The following is a 25,999-nucleotide window of genomic DNA, read 5'->3' as shown; positions in this document are numbered from 1 at the left end:
GCTTCCCAAGCTGACAAAGATCATTGTAAAGAATATTTACCGAACGGTACATATTTATTGCAAGCGAGCGGATTCAAGCATATTCTTACCGTTCGGTACAAAATTAACTATGAGCGCTATCCCAGCGCCTCCGCCAACATTTTTAATGCCAAAATCTGCACTGCATGAACAAGGAGATTCAACTCATGCAAAAGCCAATGAAAAAGTACGCCCTTGCCCTCGCCATCGCCTCGACAAGCTTTCTGGCCGGCTGTGGTGACCAACAAGCCAACTCTGAGGCGGCCGCCGCCGCTTTGCCGGCAGTGACTGTGGCAGAAGTTCTGCACGAACGTTTTACAGAATGGGATGAATTTACCGGTCGTCTACAGGCGCCAGAAACCGTCCGATTGATGCCAAGAGTCTCAGGCTACATTGAACGTGTTCGTTTCCAAGAAGGCTCCTATGTCAAAAAAGGTGACATCCTCTTCAGCATCGACTCGACGCCTTTCGACACGGAAGTTCAGCGACTGAAAGGAGACTTGCAAGATGCCACTGCCGCTGCTCGTTTGGCGAGCCAGGATTATGATCGAGCTGTGCAGCTGGCTGAACAACGGGCCATCTCCAAAGAAACCCTGGACAATCGACTCACTCAGAAACAACAGACCTCTGCACAACTGGCTTCTGTGCAAGCGGAACTCGCCCGTGCAGAATTAGATGTCACTTACACTGAAGTCACCGCCCCCATTGATGGCCGCGTTTCCTATGCGCAAATAACGGAAGGAAATTTCGTCACCGCAGGTCAAACCGAGCTGACGCGAGTGGTTTCCACCGAAGCCATGTACGCCTATTTTGATCTCGATGAACAAACCTATCTCCGTTACAACCGCCTGGCGGAAGAAGGACAGCGTGCTGACACACGAGATTCTTCAACGCCAGTTTACATGGGGCTTGTCGATGGCAGTGACTATCCATTTCAAGGCCGCATTGATTTTGTCGATAACCAAATCGATCGCCAGACGGGAACCATTCGTGTCAGAGCCAGATTTGACAATTCCAACCATCAACTGATTCCGGGGCTGTTCGCGCGAATTCGGTTGACCAGTAGCGACCCTCATCAAGGCATTCTGATCGACAACAAAGCGATAGGCACCGACTTAAATAACAAGTATGTGCTGGTGGTGGATTCTGAGAATACGCTTCAGTACCGGCCGGTTGCTCTCGGAGAGCAAGTACACGGTTTGAGAGTCATAACCCAAGGCCTCTCTCCCGGTGATCTGATCGTTACCGCCGGACTGCAACGGGTGCGTCCAACCATGCAAATCGACCCTCAAATCAAACCCATGACGGTGGATGACACACTGGTTTCCATTCACACCGAACAGGAAAAACTCGATAGAGACAGCGCTGAACTCAACCGCGAACTGACACTGTCAGACGCTCGCGGTTAAGTCAGGTGTTTCCACAAAGGACTTAGCATGCTATCCCAATATTTTATTAAGCGACCCATTTTTGCCGCCGTATTGTCGCTGTTATTTTTCATCGTAGGTGCGATTGCTGTCTGGCGACTACCGATCACCGAATACCCGGAAGTGGTGCCTCCGACGGTCGTCGTTACGGCGAATTATCCTGGCGCCAATCCCAAAGTTATCGCGGAAACCGTCGCCTCGCCCCTCGAACAGGAAATCAACGGCGTTGAAGACATGTTGTACATGTCCTCCCAGGCAACCTCAGACGGACTAATGACGTTGACGGTGACGTTTGCCATCGGCACCGACGTGGATCTTGCGCAGACACAGGTACAGAGTCGCGTAGATCGCGCACTTCCACGGCTCCCCGAGGAAGTGCAGCGACTCGGTGTAACCACGGAAAAATCGTCACCCGATTTGACCATGGTCGTGCATCTGACCTCGCCAGATAACCGCTACGACATGCTATATCTGTCCAACTACGCCACCTTAAATGTGAAGGATGAGCTGGCCCGAATAGAAGGAGTCGGCTCGGTTCGTCTCTTCGGTGCTGGCGAATACAGCATGCGGGTATGGCTGGATCCCAACAAGGTAGCCTCACTCAATCTTTCCCCCACGGATGTGATTGCAGCCATACGCGAACAAAACCAGCAGGCTGCCGCGGGAAGTCTGGGTGCCCAGCCGAGTGGCGAATCAGATTTTCAGCTGCTGATCAACGTCAAAGGTCGCCTCGAACAGGTCGAAGAATTTGAAAACATCATCGTCCAAGTTGGCGAAAACGGTGAAATTACTCGGCTGAAAGATATTGCTCGCGTTGAACTCGGTGCATCTACCTACGCATTGCGCTCACTCTTGGATAACAAAGAAGCCGTCGCCATTCCCATTTTCCAGGCGCCAGGATCAAATGCGATCCAAATTTCCAACGATGTCCGCGCTCGCATGGCGGAACTGTCGCAGAATTTCCCCGAAGGACTCGACTACAAGATCGTTTACGATCCAACTGTATTCGTACGTGGATCCATCAAAGCCGTCGTCAAAACCTTGCTCGAAGCTTTGATGCTAGTGGTGGTGGTCGTGGTTCTGTTTCTGCAGACCTGGCGAGCGTCCATTATTCCTCTGGTCGCCGTTCCTGTCTCGCTGGTTGGCACCTTTGCATTTATGCATCTCATGGGGTTTTCCCTCAACGCTTTGTCCCTGTTTGGACTGGTACTGGCCATTGGCATTGTCGTCGATGATGCGATTGTCGTGGTGGAAAATGTCGAACGTAATATCGAGGATGGTCTTTCCCCTTACGACGCCACCCGCAAAGCGATGCGCGAAGTCACCGGCCCCATCGTAGCGACAACACTGGTATTGGCAGCGGTATTTATCCCCACAGCGTTTATGTCCGGGTTGACTGGCCAGTTTTACAAGCAATTCGCTCTGACCATTACCATTTCAACGTTTATTTCTGCGATCAATTCGCTGACGCTTAGCCCAGCGCTATCAGCGTTGTTACTTAAGGGGCGCCATCAGCCTAAAGATTGGCTGACTAGAGCAATCGATACCCTGTTCGGTCGCTGGCTATTCGCACCGTTTAACCGATTTTTTGCCTGGCTTTCTCACGGCTACGGTTTTCTGGTGAAAAAAGTCATTCGCTTTGGTGCGTTAACGGGGCTGGTGTATGTCGGACTGCTCGCCCTTACCGGCTATCAGTTTACCTCCACGCCAACCGGTTATGTGCCCGCTCAAGACAAACAATATTTGATCGCCTTTGCGCAATTGCCCGATGCCGCTTCACTGGATCGCACCGAGGCCGTCATTCGTGAGATGTCGCGCATCGCCGGAGAACAACCTGGGGTCTCCCACTCCATTGCTTTTCCCGGCCTAAGCATCAACGGATTTACCAACAGCCCCAACAGTGGTGTCGTGTTTACCACTCTGACGGACTTTGATGAACGGGAAGATCCGTCCATGTCGGCAGCAGCCATCGCAGCGACCCTAAATCAAAAGTTCGCAGCCATCGACGATGCCTACATCGCGATATTTCCACCACCACCCGTCATGGGACTAGGTACCATTGGCGGCTTTCGATTGCAGATTGAAGATCGTGCCAACTATGGCTATGACGAACTCTTTAACATCACCATGCAAGTCATCCAGAAAGCGGCTCAAGACCCCGCGCTTACCGGTGTGTTTTCCAGCTATCAGGTGAATGTCCCACAGCTCGATGTGGACGTGGATCGCACCAAAGCAAAACAGCATGCTGTCTCACTGGAGGAAGTGTTTGCCACCTTGCAAGCGTATATGGGGTCGGTATATGTCAACGACTTTAACCAGTTTGGACGAACCTATCAGGTGAATATGCAAGCGGACGAAGCCTTTCGGCAAACCCCCGAGCAGATCAGCCAACTTAAGGTTCGCAACAACTCGGGTGACATGATTCCCCTCGGTGCGTTTATTCATGTGTCCAACTCTGCCGGTCCCGACCGGGTGATGCATTACAACGGATTTACCACGGCAGAAATTAATGGCGGCCCTGCTCCTGGCTACAGCAGCGGAGAAGCGCAAGCGGCCATTGAACGTATTCTGGCAGATACCTTGCCGAACGGGATGACCTACGAATGGACCGAATTGACTTATCAGCAGGAGTTGGCGGGCAATGCAGGTATTTATATTTATCCGCTGGTGATACTGCTCGTGTTTATGGTTCTGGCCGCCCAATACGAGAGCCTAAGTCTGCCGCTCGCCATTATCCTGATCATTCCCATGACCATGCTCTCCGCGTTGACGGGTGTGATGATCTACGGCGGCGATAACAATGTATTTACGCAAATTGGGTTGGTCGTACTCGCGGGACTGGCCACCAAGAATGCGATTTTGATTGTTGAATTTGCCAAGGAACTGCAGGACGCTGGCATGGCGAGAATGGATGCTATTTTGCGGGCTGTACGTCTGCGACTGCGGCCAATCCTGATGACCTCAATCGCCTTTATTATGGGTGTTGTACCTATGGCTTATTCGACCGGAGCCGGTGCAGAAATGCGGCAGGCGATGGGCGTGGCTGTCTTCTCAGGAATGATTGGTGTGACCTTGTTTGGTTTGATTCTCACCCCTTTGTTTTATTACTTACTGGCGAAACGGGACTCTAAGCTTGATCACTCAAAAAATGTCCTTACACATGTAGAAGGAGCCCACTGATGTTATCTGGTATACGGTTATCCTTACTAGCGACAGCCATCAGCACGCTGACCGCCTGCGCGGTCGGGCCTGACTATCACGCACCTGCCCAGCTTGGGCAGGTGACCTTACCGACCCATTTTGAACAAGCGACACAATCGCTCAATTGGTGGCAGGCATTTGATGATCCAACGTTGAATCAATTGATTGAACGAGCACTGCAGGAAAACAGAACCCTGGTACAAGCCAGAGCCAATGTCGACAGAGCCTACGCAGTATTTAGAGACAACAACAATGACAGGTTTCCAAAGGGGACGCTCGACACCTCCTATGAAGCGGGTAAAAACACCTCCCTCGATCCCGCAGATGATGATCTCGTGTCTCGAGGCTATCAGTCCGGGGCCAATCTAAGTTGGGATCTCGATCTCTTTGGACGTATTCAACGCGCCCAGGAAGCCGCTCGTGCTGACGCTCAACAGGCAGAGTTTCTCTGGCAAGATGCGCAGCTGCACATTATCACTCAGGTCGCGGACACCTATGGTGCCGTGCGCGGTATGCGGCTTCGCCTGCGCGTTGCCAGGGAAAACGTCGACATACTGCGCCAAAGTCGCGCCATTGTTCAGGCTCGCCTAAACGCAGGGACCGAATCGGAACTGGAGCTGGCACGAATGGATGCGCAGCTGCGGGAAATCGAAGCCGGCATTCCCGCCTTCGATGCCGAACTGACAACGGCTCTGGCAACCTTGGCATCGCTGTTGGCGACGACACCCGATGCACTGGATCTTGGTCAGCAGGAGGCGTTGCCGGCGCTGTCCACGCCAGTCACGATTGTCGACGGGAAAAACTATCTCCAATACCGGGCAGATATTGCCAGTAAAGAACGAGAACTGGCCGCCGCCAGTGCGCGCATCGGCGTGGCTACGGCAGACCTGTATCCGGATCTGAGCATCACTGGGTTTCTCGGCTTTCTCTCTTCCCCCGGCAATACCCTAAGTGCCGCAACAGAAAGCTGGGCGGTCGCGCCGAGCTTACAATGGCAACTGATGGATCTGGGATCGGTTCACGCTCGCATGGACGCAGCAGAGGCGTCGTCTCGAATGGTGCTTGCCGAATTTGAGCAAAGTATCTATGAGGGGCTTAACGATATGTCGCGATCGCTGCAAAATTACAACTACAGTCGACGCCAGGAACTGCTAACAGAACAACAGTACACAGCCAGCGAGAAAGCGGTAGAGATAGCCCGTAAACGCTACGATGCCGGCAGCGGCGAGTTCCTGGATTTTCTCGATGCACAGAGAGAATTGTTGCGCAGTCGAGATCAGATGGTCGTGTTGGAACAACAGACTTACTCCCGCCTGGTCACGATTTACCAATCTTTCGGTGGTGCCATTACGCTACTGTAATTGACGCCGTTTAACCAAAAGTCGCACCGTGCAGGTATCGACATCCGTCCTCGGCGCAGGCCGGATGTCGATACCAAAGGCATGAGAGTATTAGCTTTTTTGAGACAACCACCCCTTCCAGCCACCAAAGTGTGTAATCTCTTCCGCACCGGCGATTCCACAGGGTTCGCAGATAAAGCCACTAACCTGTGATCCATCGGCAACTTCCACCTTGCCGATGCCCAAGGGTGCAGGAATACCCGCCACAAAGGAGCCAAAATGTTCTGCGGGAACCGACCAGATTTCAACATCGATCGCAGCGCCTTCTATTTCATCCCGAACCAAACCAGGGCGTAACGGCGGACCTCCCGCCAGCGCATACATGCGATAGACAGGAGCGGTCGTCGTAACCGACTTCAAATGTGCGCCACGTTCACGAAGCTGCCAATTCAGCGGCAACCCATCGAGATGCGCACCACACACCAATACATCGATAGTCGCAGGATTAGCAACCGGGTTTGCTTGATTGGCCGTCGGAGCATAGCCGGTACGACCGGCGGCCAGAGGAAAGACTCGCTGCAGTCGATTGGCGATAGACAGCAACCAGCGATCGCTCAAACACGGCCCCACCAAAGTAATACCAAAGGGCATTGGAGAATCCCCTCGCGTCACCATTTGTGTTGGAACCGCAATCGATGCCATATCCAACAGATTCATAAAGTTTGTATAGAATCCCAGTTGGCTATTGGCTTTGATGGGCTCGGCCAGCATTTCCTCAATCGTAAAATGCCGCGGTGTGGTCGGCGTCAGTAGGCTGTCGACACTGGCCAGTATCTCATCGCAAACCAGCTTCAACTCTTTCAGCCGATATTGCGATTTGAATAAATCGGTTGCAGGGGGTTTACCGCCCGGCGCTACGATATCTCTGACCACAGGGAAAATCGCATCCGGGTTTTCATCGACCAATGGCTGTGTCGCAATATAACGCTCGCTGACCCAGGGTCCTTCATAAAGTAGTTTTGCCGCTTCCAGGAAAGGCGCAAAATCGATTTCCTTTAAGGTGAAACCCGCATCCTTTAAACCCATTAATGTTTTTTGATAGGCGTCCTGATAGGCATCATCACCAAAAAATGCCAACTGATCTTCTCGAATCACGCCCAGCACCAACCCGCTATCGGACAGTCCGTACTGCCGCTTTTGATTAGGGTAAGGATTCTGGCGAGAGTATCCGTAGTCCGGATCAAAACCAGCGGCCGCCTCTAACACCTCGTTAGCGTCATCGGCGCTGTAGGCAAAGATACTAATGCAATCGAGGCTACGACAGGCGTAAACCATGCCCGTTCCAGATAGAAGACCAATACTCGGTTTGAGACCGATTAAGTTATTAAAACAGGCAGGAACACGACCGGACCCCGCTGTATCCGTTCCCAAACTGAACGACGCCAAGCCCAAAGCAACCGCTACCGCAGACCCGGAACTGGAACCGCCGCTCACATAATCAAAATCGAAACTGTTGTGACAGGGGCCATAAGGTGATCGAGTGCCATTTAACCCGGTCGCGAATTGATCCAGGTTGGCTTTACCGACGGGAATGGCACCAGCATCGATCAAACCCTGGACGGCGAATGCAGATTTTTCCGGTGTATAGGCAAACTCGGGACAGCCAGCTGTCGTTGTAACGCCAACCAGATCAATATTGTCCTTAATTACAAAAGGCACGCCCCACAAAGGGCAGTCTTCTGGCGACTTATGTGCAAGCGCATCGAGAAAGGGTTGAATCCAGTCCAGCGATGGAGGCGTGATAAAGATGTTGTAGTCTTTTACCGCGTCCGCGCGCTTGATAATGTCTTCGATCAATGCTTGCGGCGTCAGGGAATTGTCTTGGTAGGCGCGCTGCAGCACCTTGATGTTCATATCCATCGTTTTAATCTGTTCGTTACTCATTTTCCGTCTACCTCTTCGGATAACACGACCAGGGTCTGGCCAGGATTCACCCGACTGCCTGCCTGCAATAAAATATCTGATACAACACCGTCGGCCGGTGCATGAATGGCGATTTCCATCTTCATGGATTCCAAAATCATCAGCGTCTGCCCCGCTTTGACCGATTCACCCTCTTGTACAGTGACCTGCCAGACAGAACCGGAAACCGGGCTGTCCGCAAGAATGGCTTCCTCCCCCCAGTCACCTTCGGTCACTTCGACCTCAGACTCCTCGACCGAAAAGTTAAACTGACCATCGCGATGCCAGCGGGCCAGTTCATCGGCAAAAGCCTGATTGCGATGGGACATAAAGCTGTCGATGCTGCCTTTCTCTTCCTCCAGAAAGGACTGATATTCCGACAGACTGAAATGTCCCTCTTCAATCTTCAGCGGATAGCGCCCCTGAGGAAAATCCCGTCGTATCTTCTGCAACTCTTCGTGGCTCACTTCGTAGAAGCGAATTTGATCAAAAAAGCGCAGCAGATAGGGTTCAGTGAATTCCGGCGTTTTCCGATAGCGGTTCCACATCTGCAAGGTACGACCAACAAACTGATAACCGCCTGGCCCTTCCATGCCATACACACATAAATAAGAACCACCGATACCGACGGAATTCTCCGCCGTCCAGGTTCGGGCGGGATTGTATTTAGTCGTCACTAGTCGATGACGGGGATCCACCGGCGTCGCTACCGGCGCGCCGAGATACACATCGCCCAATCCCATCACCAGATAGGACGCATTGAAAACAATGTCTTTCACCGCCTCGATGCTGTCGAGTCCGTTGATCCGACGAATAAACTCCAGATTGCTCGGCGCCCAGGGCGCATTTTTCCGTACAGACTGGTCGTATTTCTGAATCGCCAGACGACAGGCTTCGTCATCCCAGGACAGAGGAATATGAACAATCCGCGACGGCACTGTCAGCTCTTCTAATTGCGTTGCCAGCGTACGTTCAGCCCGGTGCAGGTAGTCGATCAGCTCAGCGGCCGAAAGCACCTGTGAATCGTAATGAACCTGCAGCGACCGAATGCCCGGTGTCAGTTCACGAATGCCTGCTAACGGATTTTTCTGCAGCCACTGCATTAATGCATGGGCGCGAAACCGCAGGCGCAGATCCAGCGCCATCTCGCCGTATTCCACCAGCAGGAAGTGATCGCCAGCGGCACGGTAAACAATGTCATCGCCAAACTCGGCCGCACTCAAGCTCGACAGAATGGGTGTCTTCGGTTCTACGACAGGGACATCAACAGAGACGGGCGTCAGACTGGCAATGGATTCTTGCGCGGCCTTTTCTAGCGCTACAGCGGTATCCAGTGCCACCGGCAAAAAACGGATTCTGTCACCGGCGCGCAATTGACCCAGTTTCCACAAGTCAGCGCTAATCACCGTCGCCGGACAGACAAAGCCGCCTAGAGACGGACCATCCGGCCCCAGAATCACCGGCATATCACCGGTAAAATCCACTGAACCAAACGCGTAGGCGTTGTCGTGCAGATTGGAGGGATGCAGGCCGGCTTCACCGCCGTCTTTGCGCGCCCATTCAGGCTTGGGCCCAATCAGGCGTACACCGGTGCGGCTCGAATTGTAGTGCACTTCCCAATCCGTACTGAAAAAGGTCTCAACGTCGTTATCGGTGAAAAAATCCGGCGCGCCGTGCGGGCCATAGATCACCCGCAGATCCCAGACTTGACTGCCAGCCGGGTTACTGGCCGAGCAGATTGCGGGTCGCAGCTCTTCGGGTAAACGTTCTGAGGCTGCCGAGGAAGTAACGGCAGCGGCATCCAAATGCAGCACATCCCCTGCCCTCAAACCACGGCCGTTATGACCACCAAACTGGCCGAGGGTAAAGGTGGATTTGGAACCGAGATAATCCGGACACTGAATGCCGCCGGCCACGGCCAGATAGGCGCGTGCGCCGCCCTGCTGCGAAACCCGCCCAAGAGTCAGAATATCTCCCGCAGCCAGCTCGATGACTTCCCAGGGTGAAACAGACAGCATACTGCTATCACGATTGCGCGTGACGCTGGCATCAATATCGGCACCGCCCAACACAATTCTGGTCGCCTGACTGAATTGCAGGGTCGGCCCCTGAATGGTGATCTCCAACCCCGCTGCATCAGAGTCATTTCCCAGTAGACGATTCGCCAATTGAAATGAGTGGCTGTCAAAGGGACCAGAAGGCGGTATACCCACATCCCAATAACCCCGTCGCCCCGGCATATCCTGAATCGTCGTCTGGGTTCCACCGGCCAGCACATCGATACGCGCTGGCGAATAGCGAAAATCGTTCAGGTAACGGGTCGTAACTTCGCCCGCCTGCAAGCGTGCATCACTCGTTAACACCCGCAAATAATCCAGATTGGTTTCACAACCATAAATGGATGACTCACCCAGGACTTTCTGCAGCAGCGCTAACGCCTGTGTCCTGTCGTTACTGTGAACAATCAGTTTTGCCAACATGGGATCAAAGAAGGGCGGAATCTCAATACCGGTTTCGATCCAGGTATCGACGCGCACGCGCTCGTCCGCCTCGCCTTTATAAAAATCCACCTGCGTCAGCAGATCCGCCGCTGGCTGAAAGTTACGGTAAGGATCTTCGGCGTAGAGTCGAACCTGAATCGCATGGCCCCGGGCAGACAACTGCTCCCGCTCAGAAGTGAGATCCGGCGCGGCCCCTCCGCGAGATTCTCCCGCCAGAGACACCATCCAGTTCACCAGATCAACACCGTAGACCTCTTCGGTAACCCCATGCTCGACCTGCAGGCGGGTGTTCACTTCCAGAAAATAAAATTCACCGGAATCCGCATCGAGGATAAACTCCACCGTACCGGCATTGCGATAGGCAACGCTGGCCAGCAAACGCTCCGCGGTTGTGTGCAGTTGCTGACGAATGTCTTCCGATAGATTCGGTGCCGGGCATTCCTCCACCACCTTCTGGTTGCGACGCTGACTGGAACAGTCCCGCTCACCAATTGCCAGCGCACTGCCTTTACCATCGCCAAACACCTGCACTTCAATGTGCCGGGCGCGGGCGATGAATTTTTCCAGAAAGACGCCATCGTTGGCGAAGTTATTGGCCCCCAGCCGTTTGACGGTTTCGAAGGCATCGATCAGCTCACTTTCGCTGTGACACAAAGACATTCCGATGCCACCACCACCGGCGGTAGATTTGAGCATGACCGGGTAGCCGATGCGCGCGGCTTCCGTACGCGTTTCCTCCAGATCGGCCAGCAGATCAGAACCGGGCAGCAACGGCACCTGACTTTTTACCGCCAGATCCCTCGCCTGATGCTTCAGACCAAAGACATTGATCTGCTCGGGTGTCGGGCCAATAAAAACCAGCCCCTCTGCTTCACAGCGCGTAACAAAATCCGCGTTTTCGCTGAGAAAACCGTAGCCGGGATGAATCGCCTCTGCGCCGGTTTCCTTTGCGATGGTGAGAATCCGATCGACGTTCAGATAGGTATGACTGGCCTGATTCTGATCCGGTGTGTCCGGATTCAGGCACACGGCCTGAGTCGCGTGACGTACGTGCAGACTGTCGGCATCGCAATCCGCGTATATGGCGACAGATTCAATGCCCATGGCATCGAGCGTGCGAATAATGCGGGTGGCAATTGCCCCGCGGTTAGCTATCAGTACTTTGCTGAGTCCAGTCATTGAGTCTGGCTCCGTGGTTCGCGGTGCAGGTCGTCCTGCAATTATTCGATATCGTTCCCGGGCCGTCCCTGAAACGACAAAATCTGACCGCCAGCCAGCGGCTGGCTTCCGACCATTAATCCCAGATCAGAACGTCAATCGGTGTCGGATTGTAGCCGTTGCAGGGATTGTTCAATTGCGGGCAATTGGAAATCAGGATGACCACATCCATCAACGCTTTGAGCTCAACATATTTGCCCGGCGCTGAAATGCCATCTTCAAACGTCAGTCCGCCCTGCTCCGTCACCGGCACATTCATAAAGAAGTTGATGTTGTGGGCAATATCGGCTTTGTCCAGACCAAACTCCGGATGCTCGGCAATCGCCAGCATCCAGCTATCACGACAGGCGTGCATGCAACGCTTCTCCAGATCGTAACGCACGGTATTACTTTCGGTCGCGCAAGCACCACCCAGTGTGTCATGACGACCACAAGTATCTGCAACGATTTCCAGCATCGGCGTGTTCAGATTGGATCGCAATACAGATCCGGTCGTCAGATAAACATTCCCCTGCTCGCGAATGGTATCACTGGCGCTGTAGCGCTCACTGGGGTCTGCGGCACTGTAAAAAAGCGTGTCCGCCGCCTGATTACCTTCAAGGTCCAGCAGTCGTACCGTCTGCCCGGCCTCGATCACCCGAATGTAATAATCGCCCGCAGGCACGGTATCGCGGATCACTGCCAGCTCAGAATTTAATGCGCTTTCGGTCAACATTTTACTTACTCCCCGGCAGGCTGAAGATTGGATAACGCCGCCGGAACCGGCTGCGGATAGTCGTGGTTGGCGCCAAGATAATAGAGCGCGTTATTGGCAAAACCGCGACGGTTTTCGTCACAGAGGTTGAGACAGAGATCATCCTCGGCGACAGGCTCTGCAAGCCCCAGCTCGATACCCACGGGGTTGGCGGGATATTGCTCGCTGGCATTGAGCGGGTGTGGGCAGGCGTGCATCACCACCAGAGTATCCATTTCAAAACGCAGCGTGACCTGGGCGCCCGCCGCGCCGGCATCGGCGGCCAGACCGAGATTACCCTGCGCATCGGTAGCAACTTTACTGAACCAGTTCAGATTAGACGCCAGATCCGTTTTGCCCATACCGTACTTGGCCAGCTCCACCAGAAACGCATCGGTGCCGTTTTGATGCCAGTCGTTACGTGCATTCTGATAATCCCGCTCGCCCCAGCGATCTGCCACGTGTTGCGCATGGCTGTTGCCACACACCGTATCGTGCCAACCGTGGGAATCCTGCACAACGGACGCAAAAATCCGCCCCATATCGGAATAAAGACAGTGTCCTGCCGTTACCCGAAAGGTGTGCTGGCACTTCAAGGAATCCGGCGCGTTGTAGCGTTCCAACAGATTCTCGGGATTATAAAAAAGCATGCCGACATTCGCGCCGCCATTAAGATCCGTCAGACGCAGAACCGTGCCGCGGCGCAGTCGCAATGACCAATGGCCACCTGCGGGCAAACGAGTTTGATAATGTAGGGAGTGGATCATAAGACACCTCTCTTCAGGAAACACATGGAGTACCCCGGCGCGTTACCGCCTTTGAGTCTCCCGGGCTTTTGTCCCGCCGTGTAACCTTGTAATCCCAGCCGACCAACATAGGTCGCTCTAGGATTAAGAAAGGTCGAAAGCTCTCGGACCAGTCACCAGCGGCGATATCCATTTTCTGATATCAGTCGCAGGCCGGAACCCTAGCCTTCCATTGAAAAGCAAATTGTAAGATGCGGTCTATTCTGGATAACCGCATCAGTCCGGTCTGGATAAGGACACAGGGGTACGGACGCATTTAACGTTAGCAAACTGGATACCATTTGGCAAAGCTCTTTCGTCGCCCACCTTGGTTCAACGCGGGATTAACGGCGTTGCGATAAGAGGATGCAAATCTGCGATCTCGTTGAGTAGGCAAACATTATCCACAGCAGCCGCACAAAACGCACCCATCTGAAACACATAGAGGTTAGAAAACCCGATCTCGCACACATATTGTGCATTTTATTCTGTATTTTTCGATCAGTCTCCTTCCTCTGGCATGAATTAAAACAATTTTTATTTCATCGTCCTGCCCTAACTAAAACGATATCGATGAGTCCCTCAGGCTCGATTAAAACGCTTAGTCTTCCAAGACATACACGCACACTCAGCCACTCGACGAGGTGCTGCAGCTTGCATCCGCTGAATCAGACAGATCGTCACCGCGCCGATTTATTTGACTGACTGGCACGACTGATGCAAATTCCAGTATTACGAAAACCATGATTCGTAACACTAAAGCAACAAAACTGGACATTACCTGGAGTATCTGATGAAGAAAGGACTGATTGCCGGCCTGCTGGCGAGTCTCACCATGGCTGCCTCAGCCATTGCTGAACCCCTGAAGATTGGCTACAGCGACTGGCCAGGCTGGGTCGCTTGGGAAATCGCCATCGAAAAAGATTTTTTTGAAGAGGTCGGCGTCGACGTCGAGTTCGAATGGTTTGACTATGTCGCCAGTATGGATGCCTTCGCCGCAGGCCAGTTGGACGCTGTCACCATGACCAATGGCGATGCACTGGTTACCGGCGCCACTGGCGCTCAAAATGTCATGATTCTTATCAATGATTACTCCAACGGCAACGATATGGTCGTAGCTGCTCCCGGCATCTCCTCGATCAAAGAACTCAAAGGCAAGAAAATCGGTGTCGAAATCGGTTTTGTCAGCCACCTGCTGTTGCTCAACGCGCTTGAGAAAAATGGCATGACCGAAAGTGACGTTGAGTTGGTAAACGTGCCCACCAACGAAACACCGCAGGTATTGGCCTCCGGACAAGTCGACGCCATCGTTGCCTGGCAGCCAAGTTCCGGACAGGCACTGAATTTAGTACCCGGTTCCACCCGCATTTATTCCTCTATGGATGAACCCGGTTTGATCTACGATGTTCTGGCAGTATCACCCGCCAGCCTCGCACAACACCGTGATGAATGGGCCAAAGTACTTAAAGCCTGGGACATGGCTGTAGCTTTCTTAAACGATGAGAAAACCCGTGACGAAGCCATTTCTATTATGGCTGCCCGTGTTGGACTCTCACCTGAGGAATATAAAGGCTTTATCGACGGCACCCATATTATGAGCATAAAAGACGCGCTCGAATTTGCGGAAAAAGCCGATGGATTCAAGTCGATCTATGGTTCCAGCAAAATCGCTGACGACTTTAACGTCGACAACGCCGTCTATGTGGAACCTCAGGTGATTGATGCCTACATCGACATGTCGCTGATGAAAGAAGCGAAGTAAATTGCTTCTCTGGGCGGCGGCTTTATTAAGCCCGCCGCCCGCCACGAATACACCAGGGAACATCTGACTAATTACCTGCGTTGCCCTTGCTGCCTCGCCAACATTAATCAGAAGTTCCCTAGGCTGTCGATTCTCCGACAGCCGACACCCCAAACCTCAATCACTCGTTACCCACAGGAACCGAGCATGTCGCTTTTTGCTGTCAACAAACGCTTGCCACCCAAAACACGCTCCATGGTCACCCTGCTCAGCTTTGCACTGCCCATTTTGCTCTGGTGCCTGGTGAGTTACGTCCCCTTTTTTTGGCATCCTCAAACAGAAATTACGGACCCAGGTTCCGTCAGTTATTTTCGCCCAGAAATGCTCGTCGACAATGCGGTATTTGATTCGGAGACAGCGAAAGCAGAAGAAGCCGGCACAGCGCTTCCGGAGGGGATCCCGGCCAACCCGGTCTATCTGCCAGCGCCTCACGAAGTGGCAACGGCGTTTTACACGGCGTTTACCACAGAACCACAAAGACGCAGTGAGATGTGGTTGCATGAAAGTTTGTGGAGCAGTATCCAAGTTATTTTCTGGGGATTTGTACTCTCATCAATCATCGGTATTCCGTTAGGCATTCTGGCAGGAACCTTTGATTTTTTCTCCAGACTGTTTGAACCTTTTATCGAATTTTTCCGCTATTTGCCTGCACCGGCTTTTGGCGCGCTCGCCGTGGCCATTCTCGGTATTTACCAAGCGCCGAAAATCGCGATTATTTTTATCGGCACTTTTTTTCAGCAAGTGTTGGTCGTCGCCAATACCACTCGCAAGCTGGATCCAGCACTACTGGAAGCGGGCCAAACATTAGGCGCGAACAATCGCTCTATGGTCTTTCGCATCGTTATTCCCGGAATATTGCCAGACCTGTATCGCGACACGCGGATTTTGCTTGGATGGGCCTGGACCTATTTGATCGTGGCGGAACTGATTGGTACCAGCTCGGGAATTACCTGGTTTATTACCCAGCAAGCTCGTTACAAAAATTTCGAAAACGTCTTCGCCGCCATCATCATGATTGGCATTCTCGGACTCACCATCGATCTGCTGCTCGCCTGGCTGGGTCGACGTCTGTTCCCCTGGCAAAAAGCCCAATAGGAGTCGCCCATGTCTGAACTACAGCTACCGGATTACAAGCAGCAAAGTGACGCCGTTAAAGATCGTTTTACCCGTTTAAAACAGCGCCCGGTCACCATGCAGGTCAATGGCCTTACGAAAGAATTTGAAACCCGCAACGGCAAAGTCACGGCACTGAAAGACATTAATCTGAGCATTCACAAACGGGAATTTGTGTGTGTCATTGGCCCTTCCGGCTGCGGTAAATCCACATTGATTCGTATACTTGCCGGCCTGGAAACCGCCACTCAGGGTGAAATCCTATTGGACGGCCAGCCGGTAACCCGCCCCGGCCCAGAACGCGGCATGGTGTTTCAAGGTTACACTCTGTTTCCTTGGCTGACCGTCAAACAGAATATTATGTTTGGGTTGGTCGAAGGTGGACTCGATAAACACAATGCCGAAGCGGAAGCCCGTCAGTGGGCGGACTTGATCGGCTTATCAAAATTTCAGGATCATTATCCTTCGCAATTGTCCGGCGGAATGAAACAACGCGTCGCCATCGCCCGAGCATTGGCCAACCAGCCAAAAATTCTGCTGATGGATGAGCCTTTTGGTGCTCTCGACGCGCAAACCCGCGCCAAGATGCAAGCCTATTTGATGGAAATCTGGAAGAACATCGACATCACGGTGTTCTTTATCACTCACGATCTGGACGAAGCTGTTTATTTGGCGGATCGCATTCTCGTTCTTAAAGCCAATCCGGGCGAAGTTCAGGAGCTTATTGAAGTTCCCGTTCCTCAACCCCGCAACCCGGATCAATTTTTGTCGCCGGAATTTCTCGCGACTAAGCAGCACATTGAACATCTGATACATCCCCCATCGGACAATGACGATGATGATCATCTGAACCTGGTGCGCATGGTTAACGTCAACTCTGACGTCGGGAGTGTTTTCTGATGTACGACCTGCAAAACATGACCTGGGAAGAAGTCGCCGCCGCGGTCACCTCGGGTATTGAAACAGCAGTACTGCCCATAGGCGCGACCGAACAACATGGCCCCCATATGGGGTGTGGCATGGATACCGCTATCGCCCACACACTCTGTCAGAATGCTGCCGTTCAAGCGCCCGTCATTCTCTTACCGACGCTGCCTTACGGTTGTTCCATCGGTCATTCCAGGCGTTGGCCTGGCACCATGGCGTTAAACCCCAAGACTCTGATCGACGTCATTTGTGATATCGGAGATTGGGTTCAGTCCTCAGGTATCCGGCGCCTGATACTGGTCAACGGGCATGTAACTAACGAAGCCCCTCTTCGCTGCGCGCTGGAAATGCTAAGGGCCAAACACGACGGGTTTATGGTGGCACTGCTGCACACGGCACGCTTGTCTAATCGAGTAAAACAGGCACACTTTGATGATGCCGATGACTGGCATGCAAATGACGCCGAAACCGCACTGATGCTGGCGCTACACCCGGATATTGTAAGAGAAGACAAGCTTTCAGAAGCGGATGACCCGGATCGCACCGACGGCTGCATTTTCAGCCATCCCGTGAATCGCACCAGCAGCAACGGTGTTACTGGACGCCCCTCTTCCGCCACAAAAGAGAAAGGCGCGCAACTGTATCAATGGATGCTGGAAGATTTAACAGCCCTATTGATTAAAGCAACAACGGAGGAATCTCCACTTAATCACAGTTATCACCAGAGTGTACTGACTGGAGATATGTCCGCTTGATGCTCAACGCTATGTCGATAATTTCTGGCTGAAGGCCGTATGCAGCATGGACGCTGCATTCGAGCCAACAGGGATGTTTTTACGGCGAGCCTGAAGACAGAAGTTGTCGATTCAAATAGCGTTGAGGGTCCCGGATTCTGCTCAAAGCAAATTTTGAGTAGTCATATTCAGTACGAAACCATCTCCCGGCGAAAATATGAGTAGTCATTATTGACTGACTCGATGAATTTTCGGCTAGCCGCCCTAACGGCTCAGCCGGGTCAATATCATTGCAAAACAGGTAAACGACATGATTGAGACCAAATCCGACGCAGAAATCTCGGCATTACAAACCGCGCTCGCAGACAAAGGCGTGAAGTACTGCATGGGAACCTATGTAGATATTCACGGAATCCCCAAGGGAAAAATTGTACCTTTGAGCCACTTGCATCATATGGCCCACGGTTCCGAACTCTATACCGGTTATGCGTTAGATGGTCTGGGTCAGGCACCCAATGACGATGAAATTGCCTCAGTGCCGGACCTTGACCACATTATTCAACTGCCCTGGCAGCCAGAAATCGCCTGGATGCCCGCCGACAATACCCTCTACGGAAAACCCTACGAATTGAATACCCGCGTATTGCTGAAGAAAATTCAGCAGCAAGCGGCCGACATGGGTTTTGGCATGAACCTGGGTATTGAAGCGGAAGTCTTTCTACTGAAGAAAAATGACGATGGAAGTTTGGTGGCACCTGATCCAGACGATAAGCTGAAAAAACCCTGCTACGACACCCGTGCTTTCCTGAGTAACTTCAGCTGGGTGGATCGTATGGCAACCAGCATTGATGATCTGGGCTGGGGGCTGTATTCCTTCGATCACGAAGACGCCAACGGGCAATTTGAGTTCGATTTTAACTACGCTGACGCGCTGACTACCTGCGACCGTTTTACCTTTCTAAAACTGATGGCCAAAGAATACGCCAAGCAGGAAGGACTGCTGGCCACCTTTATGCCAAAGCCATTTTCCAATAGAACTGGTAACGGCGCGCATTTCAATATGTCCCTTTACGACCGAGAGACGGGTAAAAACCTGTTTCAGTCTTCACAGGCAGATGATCCACACGGTCTGGGGCTGACTCAACCGGGCTACCAGTTTATCGGCGGTATTCTAAAACACGGCCCCGCGCTTTGCGCGGCCTTCGCACCAACGGTGAATTCCTACAAGCGCCTCGTCCGTCAGGGTGACATGCCCTATTTCACCTGGGCACCGGTGTTTAATTCGTTCGGCTCCAATAACCGCACAAACTCAGTTCGGGTGCCCATGGGTGGCGGCCGCTGCGAATCACGCAATGCCGATGGTGCCGTTAATCCCTACTTAGCGGCAGCGCTCGCATTAGCGGCGGGTTTGGAGGGAATTCGTGAAGGGATTGATCCTGGCAAACCTCAAGAGCGCAATCTCTACGAGTTGACAGAAAACGAGCGACAAGACATGGGTATCAGCTTCCTGCCACGTACTCTGCAGGAAGCGATTCAGGCGTTCGACGCCGATCCGTTTGTCGAGCAGACGTTAGGCAAAGAACTAAAAGATGAATTCGTTCGATACAAGCAACAGGAATGGAACGAATATCATCTACACATCAGTGCGTGGGAAATTGAACGTTACACACACTTGTTTTAATCGACGGAGCCGCCGGAGTATTCCCGGCAGTTTCCTGTTTTAGCCGTCGTGCAATAGACCTATAGATTTACGACTCCCGCACGGGCGGGAGTCCTTATCTGACAGAATCGGAAGCAAAGACTATGACCAAGGAGAAACTCAGCCGTATCAGCATCTCTCTACCAGAAAGTTTGCTGGATGGTCTCGACCAAATGGTCGCCGAACGAGGTTTTGAAAGCCGCTCTCAGGCCATCTGCGATATGATCAATTTACAGCTCAATGATCATAGAGCTCAACAAGGCAGCGAGGTGATGACAGGTACGGTAAATTTGGTCTACAACCACGCAACTCCCGGGTTGCAAAGTAAGCTTCACGGATTGCAGTTTGAATACATCGATGAAGTCATTTCTAACTTAAACGTGAATTTGACCCACACCAATACCCTGTCAATTATTTTGGTTCAAGGTCCGGCTGATAAGCTCACAATGATTGCGGATAAAATGATTACGCTGAAAGGCGTTGTCTACGGCAAACTACTACTGAATTCCTATATTATTCCGCCCATACACCCACTGCCACCCAAGAATACGTAACCCCTTGTCGTGTATTTACCTTGGTAATCAATAGCTACCCCCTTAAGGCAGAAGCATTTGAAGATATCTGTGAGTGATAAATTTAGCGCGATCAGGGTCGATCCCTTCATGATCAAAAGCACCGCGAAGCCAGATACCGTCGATTAAGGCTGCCATAGTTGCTGTTGCCAGTTCAGCGTCCTCTTTCGGCAAAAGCTTTTTAAACCAAAAAAGAAGGTTGGAGTACAGCCGGCGTTTATTCACATTTTGAAGCCGGTTGAGTTCTGGGACGTGCATCGCCTCGCTCCAAAACGCCAGCCAAATGGTCACTGCTTGTGGATCTCTTTGTAGCGATGAAAAATTACCATCAATAATCGCGTTGATCTTCTCTTTGGGCGTCTTCGCAGATACCGACGCCTCAGAGACACTTATTTGAAGATTTTTTAGAATCTCACGCATGGATGCTTCAAGCAGTCCATTTTTGCCACCGAAATAGTGACTGATAATACCTGTCGAGACATCCGCTTTCTTCGCGATTCGAGCGATGGTCGCATCTGCCAAGCCAACTTCGTTGACCGTTTCAAACGTAGCCTTTATCAATTGTGCTCGACGGACAGGGCCCATTCCAACCTTTGGCATCAGATTTTAAAACTCCTTAAACGCGTCGTATCGCACAATGAGTCGTCGATGCCCTTCACTAGCCCACACCAGAGATTCTGGTAGGCGTAGTCTGCACCTCCGCTCAAACACTTATAAAGTATACCAAAATCCCACTTTATACCGACAGAGTGTTTTTCTTAATGCCTATTGCAAGCACTACCAACAAATAATAACAATCTAGAATCAGCAAGACAGGATTAGCCTCTAAGGCTCCAACTTAGGATAACGATTGTTTTCTTCAAGAACATTAAGATCCATATGATTACGCATAAAACGTTCCTGAACATTTTGCTGTGGTTGAAAATCCCAAGGTGTAAAATAGCCTTTTCGATTGGCGCTATCGACCAACTGACGACATTTTTGACTCGACTTTACCACAGCGGTAAACGTCTCAAAATTCCAGCGCTGCTCCATCTCACTTAGAAAGCTCGTCTTTATACCTGCATAGTCAGAATGATCAAAAACGTTATTTAATTCTAAAGGATCTACATCCAGATCAAACAACTGCGCTGGGTCGTTTGGGCAATATATAAACTTATACGGTCCCCGCCGGATCATAACCATAGGCGCGACCGACGCCTCTGCGCAATACTCTGAGTAGGCCCCTCGTTGGGAATCCTCAGAACCTTCGGCAAGAGACACCAGACTTCTTCCGTCGATGGGAGCAGCCAGATCGTTGGGATCACCACCGCTCATCTCTATTAGAGTCGGTAATATATCGTGATTTGCAACGGGAGTTTTAACTCGATGAGGTTTAAATATCTGCGGAGCGGTGATCACCAACGGCACTCGACACGACCACTCAAAGAAGGTCATTTTGTACCAAAGTCCACGCTCACCCAACATATCACCATGATCAGCGCACAAAATTATTTGTGTATCATCAGTAAAATCACATTGTTTCAGAACCTTTAAAATCTCGCCTATTTTATCATCCAAATAACTGATGTTTGCGAAATACGCGTGTCTGGCATTTCGAATATCCCCGGCGGTAACGTTAAAACGCGAAAAATCCACAGCATCAAGAAGCCGCTGGGAATGGGGATCTTGATCGGGGTAGGCAATCTCCAGAGATTCCGGCATAGGAATCCCATTATGATCATAAAGATCCCAATACTGCCGACGCGCAACATAGGGGTCGTGGGGATGAGTGAAACTCACGGTTAAGCTAAAAGGCCTCGGATCCAGACGACGTGCGTATTGAAAGAGTTTTAATTTTGCCTGGTAGGCAACCTCATCATCAAACTCCAATTGATTGGAAATTTCAGCAACGCCCGCCCCGGTTACAGAACTCAGATTGTGATACCACCAGTCGATGCGCTCAAGAGGATTCTCCCAGTCAGGGGTCCAACCAAAATCCGCAGGGTAAATATCTGTGGTTAATCGCTCCTCAAAGCCGTGCAATTGATCTGGCCCGACAAAGTGCATTTTTCCACTTAACGCTGTCTGATAGCCAAGTTTGCGCAAATAATGTGCATAACTAGGCGTCGTTGCCTTGAACTCCGCCGCGTTGTCGTAAATGCCATTACGAGAGGGTAACTGCCCTGTCATAAAACTTCCTCGCGATGGCGTGCACAACGGGCTTGAGGTATAGGCGTTATCAAACTTAACACCCATGTCAATCAATCTCCGTATATTTGGAATATGCAGTACATCAATGAATTTATCATCCAAAAGCACGCCACTCATTTGATCGACCATCAAAATTAATTGATTGGGTTGTGACATATTGTCTCCCTAACTGTTGCTGTTTCCCTAACAATAAAAACACCGACGCTTTTCTTTTACCGCTCTGACCAGAGGCAACTTAAACATCGCACTCGAAATCTATCCATCACGTATAAACGCCTTTTACCGAGCCCCATCAATGGGATAGCGACACATCACCTCTTCACCTAGCGCATCTTCTAAAGGCTGTAGATATTGATGAAAATGTTGCCATTGCTCTAAACCCGAGCGATACAAGGGCTGCCGTACCTGTTCAGAACTTGCGGTTTGCACGGCACGCTCCGTTTTATGAAAATCGATACACTCTCGCTCAAAAGGTAATTTGCAGAAATCTAAGATTCGTGCGACTTGAGTTTCAATATCCGAAACAACATCTTCGTATTGAACGGTTAATATTTTGTCGGGCAATATCGACTGCCAATGATCAATTAACTCTATATAGCCACGATAATAGGCTCCGATATCTGACAAGCCATAAGTAAACTCTTGGCCTTCAGCAAAAATCTGTTTAAATCCGCTAAAACAACAGGCCATGGGATGCCGACGAGCGTCGATAATTTTGGCGTTTGGCAACAACAGATGAATTAAACCAATATGGCGAAAATTGTTTGGCATTTTATCGGTAAAGAAAGGAGCACCCTGACGATAAACCCGTGTTGAATCGAGATATTCCTGCCCGTAGCGTTTGAAATCTTCTTCCGTTAAATCAGAAATTACACCAGGATACTTTGGTGTACTGGAAGCGAGCTGCCGACCGTTGAGTCGATGGACAAGTGCAAGAATATTGGGAAGCTCCAGGGTTCCATCGACTTGGGAGTGGGACGCTAAAATCTGCTCCAAAAGCGTAGATCCCGCACGCGGTAAGCCAACAACGAAGATAGGATCCGGCTCCAAACAGCCTCGAAAATCCGTCGCGGAGAAAAATGCTCCATCAAAAAATGTCTTTTGTCGTTCAAGTTCAGCATTGATTCTTTCAGGATCATATCCAAGCTCGTCACGCTTTAAGGCGTTACCTTGTTGATAGTAGTTAAAAGATCTTTCGAAATCCTGCCTATCCTCAAACGCTTTACCTAGGGCAAAACACATATGGTACCTATCGACCAAACCTATATCTTCAGCTGACTCTTTAGAAACCATGACAGCAATTTCTTCATCAGAAAATCGATACGTCTTAAGATTAGCCATGCTCCAAAAAGCGTCGCCATGATCTGCTTTAATCGAAAATGCACGGCGATAGGCTGAAATTGCATTCTCTTGTTGGCCGACCGCTTTCAAGGCATGACCATAAGACATGTGCACCAGATGGTTATTGGAATTTTGTTGGCTCAGTTGGCGATAGATTGAAAGCCCTGCATCGAAGTCACGAATACCAATACAGGCATTTGCCAACGCCATTTGGAAGGAAGAGTTGTCTGAATCCAAAGCAACGAGCTTCTTTGCCTGTTCGTAAGCTTGTAGAAATCGCTGTCGTTTGTGCAGCACAGCGACATAATCAAAATGAGCTAAGTGAAAATCTGGCGCCAATCGTATACAGTTCTCCAGCAATACCTCAGCGTCATCGAGAATATTAAGTTTGATCCCTATCGCAGCGAGCAGACGCATGGCTTCAGGATGATGCCGATACTTTTTCAGAAAAGCCCTACACTTCTGCTCAGCTGCGAATAAATGACCTTGATGAAGCAGGCTAGCGACCTTTAATAGTGGCTTAGGCATTCCCTCCAAGCGCGCCACTTCCCGACGGGCATACACAGAACGTTGAGTTTCACCAATAGACTCATAAAGACCTATTAAATTTTTCCGGCAAGCCACCAGTAACGGATTGATATTAATCGCTGCTTCATAAGCAGCAATCGCCTCTAAGGGTAAGTTAAGTAACCGATAGTTGTGGCCCCGCTCCTGGTAACCACGGTCGAACTCTGGGTGAATCGTCAAAAGTTGACACAGCGTTGTCAATGCATCATCGAGCCGATCCCCATAACGTTGCACAACGGCTGTCAGATACAGGGCATCTCGTTGTGAAGGTTCGTCGCTCAGAATAGTTTCCAAGACGTTAGCACATGCCGACAAATCGCCCTTCTGTAATTGACACTTAGCTTGATCAAGCAGACCTTGCAACGAACCTTCGTTTAGATTTCGGTTATCTTTATCCAACGTCATAACCTTCCCTTACCTAACTCGTGACAGTATTGGCTTTCAGATAGAGTAACGTAAACCGATTAACGAAAGCCAACACCCGTCACAGACCGCCTCTAAAAATCAAACGACGCCCTAAGTCCCATGGTACGAGGTCGATTGGTGACGACTCGAGTGATATCATCTTGATTATTGATAAAAAGCTCAGCACGCTCATCGGTTAGGTTTTCAACAAAGAGTTCCAATTTCCATTGATCGGCGGAAATACCCGTTGCGAAATCCAAAGTCACGTAAGAATCAATAGGAAAGTCTTCACCTACAGCGACGGAAGAAAGTGCGTTATCACGATACACGGCAGCGAGTTGCGAAAAGGATTGGAAATCACCCAAGCTGTAGTCGAATCGACCACGTATATTACCTTGCAGCTCCGGTGCAACGGCCAGCTCAGTGCCAACCGGTAGGAGTGCATCCCCGCCGACTTCCGGCTTATCCGTCAACTCCGTTTCGTTGTAAGAAAACGCAGCAAACAACGTAAAATAATCGGTAAGGCCAGCAACAATATCACCCTCTATACCGTAAATTTCTGCTTCACCACCGTTGATGATGTAGTAGAGGTTTTGCCCACTGCCTCCATCTTCAATGGTATCTGCATCAAAGAGACTGATTTGAATATCAGACCACTCGACAAAGTAAACAGAACCATTAAATTGAAACGAATCACCCAGGTTTGACTTCCACCCGAATTCGTAATTACTGATTTCGTCCGATTCATAGGCTTCAGGGACGACAACTTCCGCTAATGGGTCAGATGCAGTCGTCTGAACGTAACCACTTGCCGGCACCGCAGCGCCATCCGTTGCAGGATCGTAAGCACGTCGATATCTTGGACGACGGTTAAATCCTCCCGCCCGAAACCCTTCTGAATAGGTTGCATAAAACAGCATATCGAGATTGGGCGTATAGTTGACGGTAAATTTACCAACGACGCCATCTTCGGTAACAGGGCTGAGATCTTCGTCAAAATTGGTGCCTGGCGTTGCTCCTGGTGTCTGAGTACCATTATTTGACGAACCAACCAGCTCTAAATCGATCTCATACCAGCGCGCCCCGGCGGTCAAACTCAGAACATCTGACACGTTCCAGGTCAATTCACCAAAGGCGGCAATTTGCTCCTGCGAGCGAGTGGCATCGTTGAAGAAAACAACCGCAGGATCCCGAATGCCAGGATCCGACGCTGTAGAATCAGGTATTGGCCCACGCTGTACAAAACCACCGACATCAAAGGCTCCTTGGTATATCCAATTACCTCGATTGATGATTTCGTCGTCATCATAATAAACGCCACCAGTGAAACTCACTAAGCGTGTTGGATCCGTTGAAAGGCGAATTTCGTGGGTTGAGCGTGTCTGTTCGGTGTAGCCGTCGAAGCCTAGAACCGAAGATCCACATTGGTCGTAGGCCGGATAATTACAAATATAATAGGGAA

General features: G+C 51.0%; 17 protein-coding genes and 1 riboswitch. Of the genes, 9 read left to right on the top strand and 8 right to left on the bottom strand.

Annotated elements, in window-relative coordinates:
* The first annotated feature begins 185 nt into the window (after positions 1–185).
* The 3 genes from ACXAFR_RS15310 to ACXAFR_RS15300 are packed head-to-tail and all read left to right on the top strand — an operon-like array spanning position 186 to position 6,007.
* Positions 186–1,427, top strand: a complete 1,242-nt coding sequence (locus ACXAFR_RS15310) for an efflux RND transporter periplasmic adaptor subunit (RefSeq protein WP_475178444.1) — start codon at positions 186–188, stop codon at positions 1,425–1,427.
* A gap of 27 nt (positions 1,428–1,454) precedes the next feature.
* On the top strand, positions 1,455–4,625 hold the full coding sequence (locus ACXAFR_RS15305) for an efflux RND transporter permease subunit (RefSeq protein ID WP_475178442.1): 3,171 nt from the start codon (positions 1,455–1,457) through the stop codon (positions 4,623–4,625).
* On the top strand, positions 4,625–6,007 hold the full coding sequence (locus tag ACXAFR_RS15300) for an efflux transporter outer membrane subunit (RefSeq protein ID WP_475178441.1): 1,383 nt from the start codon (positions 4,625–4,627) through the stop codon (positions 6,005–6,007). Before ACXAFR_RS15305 ends, ACXAFR_RS15300 begins: the two co-directional genes overlap by 1 nt.
* Positions 6,008–6,097: 90 nt before the next feature.
* Here ACXAFR_RS15300 and atzF read toward each other — a convergent pair whose 3' ends face one another.
* The 4 genes from atzF to ACXAFR_RS15280 form a co-directional block, all read right to left on the bottom strand.
* A complete protein-coding gene (gene atzF / locus ACXAFR_RS15295; RefSeq protein ID WP_475178439.1) occupies positions 6,098–7,930 on the bottom strand; it encodes an allophanate hydrolase in 1,833 nt (610 codons plus the stop codon).
* Entirely contained in the window at positions 7,927–11,628 is a 3,702-nt protein-coding gene (gene uca / locus ACXAFR_RS15290; protein ID WP_475178438.1) for an urea carboxylase, read from the bottom strand. Before uca ends, atzF begins: the two co-directional genes overlap by 4 nt.
* 115 nt (positions 11,629–11,743) lie before the next feature.
* Positions 11,744–12,382, bottom strand: a complete 639-nt coding sequence (locus ACXAFR_RS15285) for an urea amidolyase associated protein UAAP2 (protein ID WP_475178436.1) — start codon at positions 12,380–12,382, stop codon at positions 11,744–11,746.
* 5 nt (positions 12,383–12,387) lie between these two features.
* The gene (locus ACXAFR_RS15280; RefSeq protein WP_475178433.1) at positions 12,388–13,167 is read right to left on the bottom strand and encodes an urea amidolyase associated protein UAAP1; all 780 of its coding nucleotides are present in this window, start codon (positions 13,165–13,167) and stop codon (positions 12,388–12,390) included.
* Positions 13,168–13,222: 55 nt separating this feature from the next.
* A riboswitch (guanidine-I (ykkC/yxkD leader) is annotated at positions 13,223–13,382 on the bottom strand.
* A 596-nt stretch (positions 13,383–13,978) separates the two neighbouring features.
* Here ACXAFR_RS15280 and ACXAFR_RS15275 point away from each other — a divergent pair.
* The 6 genes from ACXAFR_RS15275 to nikR all read left to right on the top strand — a co-directional run bounded on the left by ACXAFR_RS15275 (position 13,979) and on the right by nikR (position 20,013).
* Positions 13,979–14,947 (top strand): ABC transporter substrate-binding protein, encoded by a 969-nt coding sequence (locus ACXAFR_RS15275; protein WP_475178430.1) that lies wholly within the window; start codon positions 13,979–13,981, stop codon positions 14,945–14,947.
* Between the two features lie 186 nt (positions 14,948–15,133).
* Complete coding sequence (locus ACXAFR_RS15270; protein ID WP_475178428.1) at positions 15,134–16,081, top strand: ABC transporter permease; 948 nt, start codon at positions 15,134–15,136, stop codon at positions 16,079–16,081.
* Positions 16,082–16,090: 9 nt separating this feature from the next.
* Complete coding sequence (locus ACXAFR_RS15265; RefSeq protein WP_475178426.1) at positions 16,091–16,999, top strand: ABC transporter ATP-binding protein; 909 nt, start codon at positions 16,091–16,093, stop codon at positions 16,997–16,999.
* Entirely contained in the window at positions 16,999–17,781 is a 783-nt protein-coding gene (locus ACXAFR_RS15260; protein WP_475178424.1) for a creatininase family protein, read from the top strand. The genes ACXAFR_RS15265 and ACXAFR_RS15260 overlap by 1 nt, the downstream gene beginning before the upstream one ends.
* A gap of 289 nt (positions 17,782–18,070) precedes the next feature.
* Positions 18,071–19,441, top strand: coding sequence for a type III glutamate--ammonia ligase (glnT, locus tag ACXAFR_RS15255; protein WP_475178422.1), 1,371 nt, complete (start codon positions 18,071–18,073; stop codon positions 19,439–19,441).
* 122 nt (positions 19,442–19,563) lie between these two features.
* On the top strand, positions 19,564–20,013 hold the full coding sequence (gene nikR / locus ACXAFR_RS15250) for a nickel-responsive transcriptional regulator NikR (RefSeq protein WP_475178418.1): 450 nt from the start codon (positions 19,564–19,566) through the stop codon (positions 20,011–20,013).
* Positions 20,014–20,055: 42 nt separating this feature from the next.
* Here nikR and betI read toward each other — a convergent pair whose 3' ends face one another.
* From betI to ACXAFR_RS15230, 4 genes are all read right to left on the bottom strand, one after another.
* The gene (gene betI / locus ACXAFR_RS15245; RefSeq protein ID WP_475178414.1) at positions 20,056–20,631 is read right to left on the bottom strand and encodes a transcriptional regulator BetI; all 576 of its coding nucleotides are present in this window, start codon (positions 20,629–20,631) and stop codon (positions 20,056–20,058) included.
* Positions 20,632–20,856: 225 nt separating this feature from the next.
* Complete coding sequence (gene betC / locus ACXAFR_RS15240) at positions 20,857–22,380, bottom strand: choline-sulfatase (RefSeq protein WP_475178413.1); 1,524 nt, start codon at positions 22,378–22,380, stop codon at positions 20,857–20,859.
* 123 nt (positions 22,381–22,503) lie between these two features.
* Entirely contained in the window at positions 22,504–24,537 is a 2,034-nt protein-coding gene (locus tag ACXAFR_RS15235; RefSeq protein ID WP_475178410.1) for a sulfotransferase, read from the bottom strand.
* A 92-nt stretch (positions 24,538–24,629) separates the two neighbouring features.
* Positions 24,630–25,999, bottom strand: a 1,370-nt coding sequence (locus tag ACXAFR_RS15230) for a TonB-dependent receptor domain-containing protein (protein WP_475178408.1), incomplete at its 5' end; no start/stop codon positions are given.

The organism is Pseudomaricurvus sp. ABR4_320, from assembly GCF_056159445.1.
The sequence above is the reverse complement of the archived record's forward strand: the minus strand, read 5'-3'. Positions and strand labels throughout refer to the sequence as shown.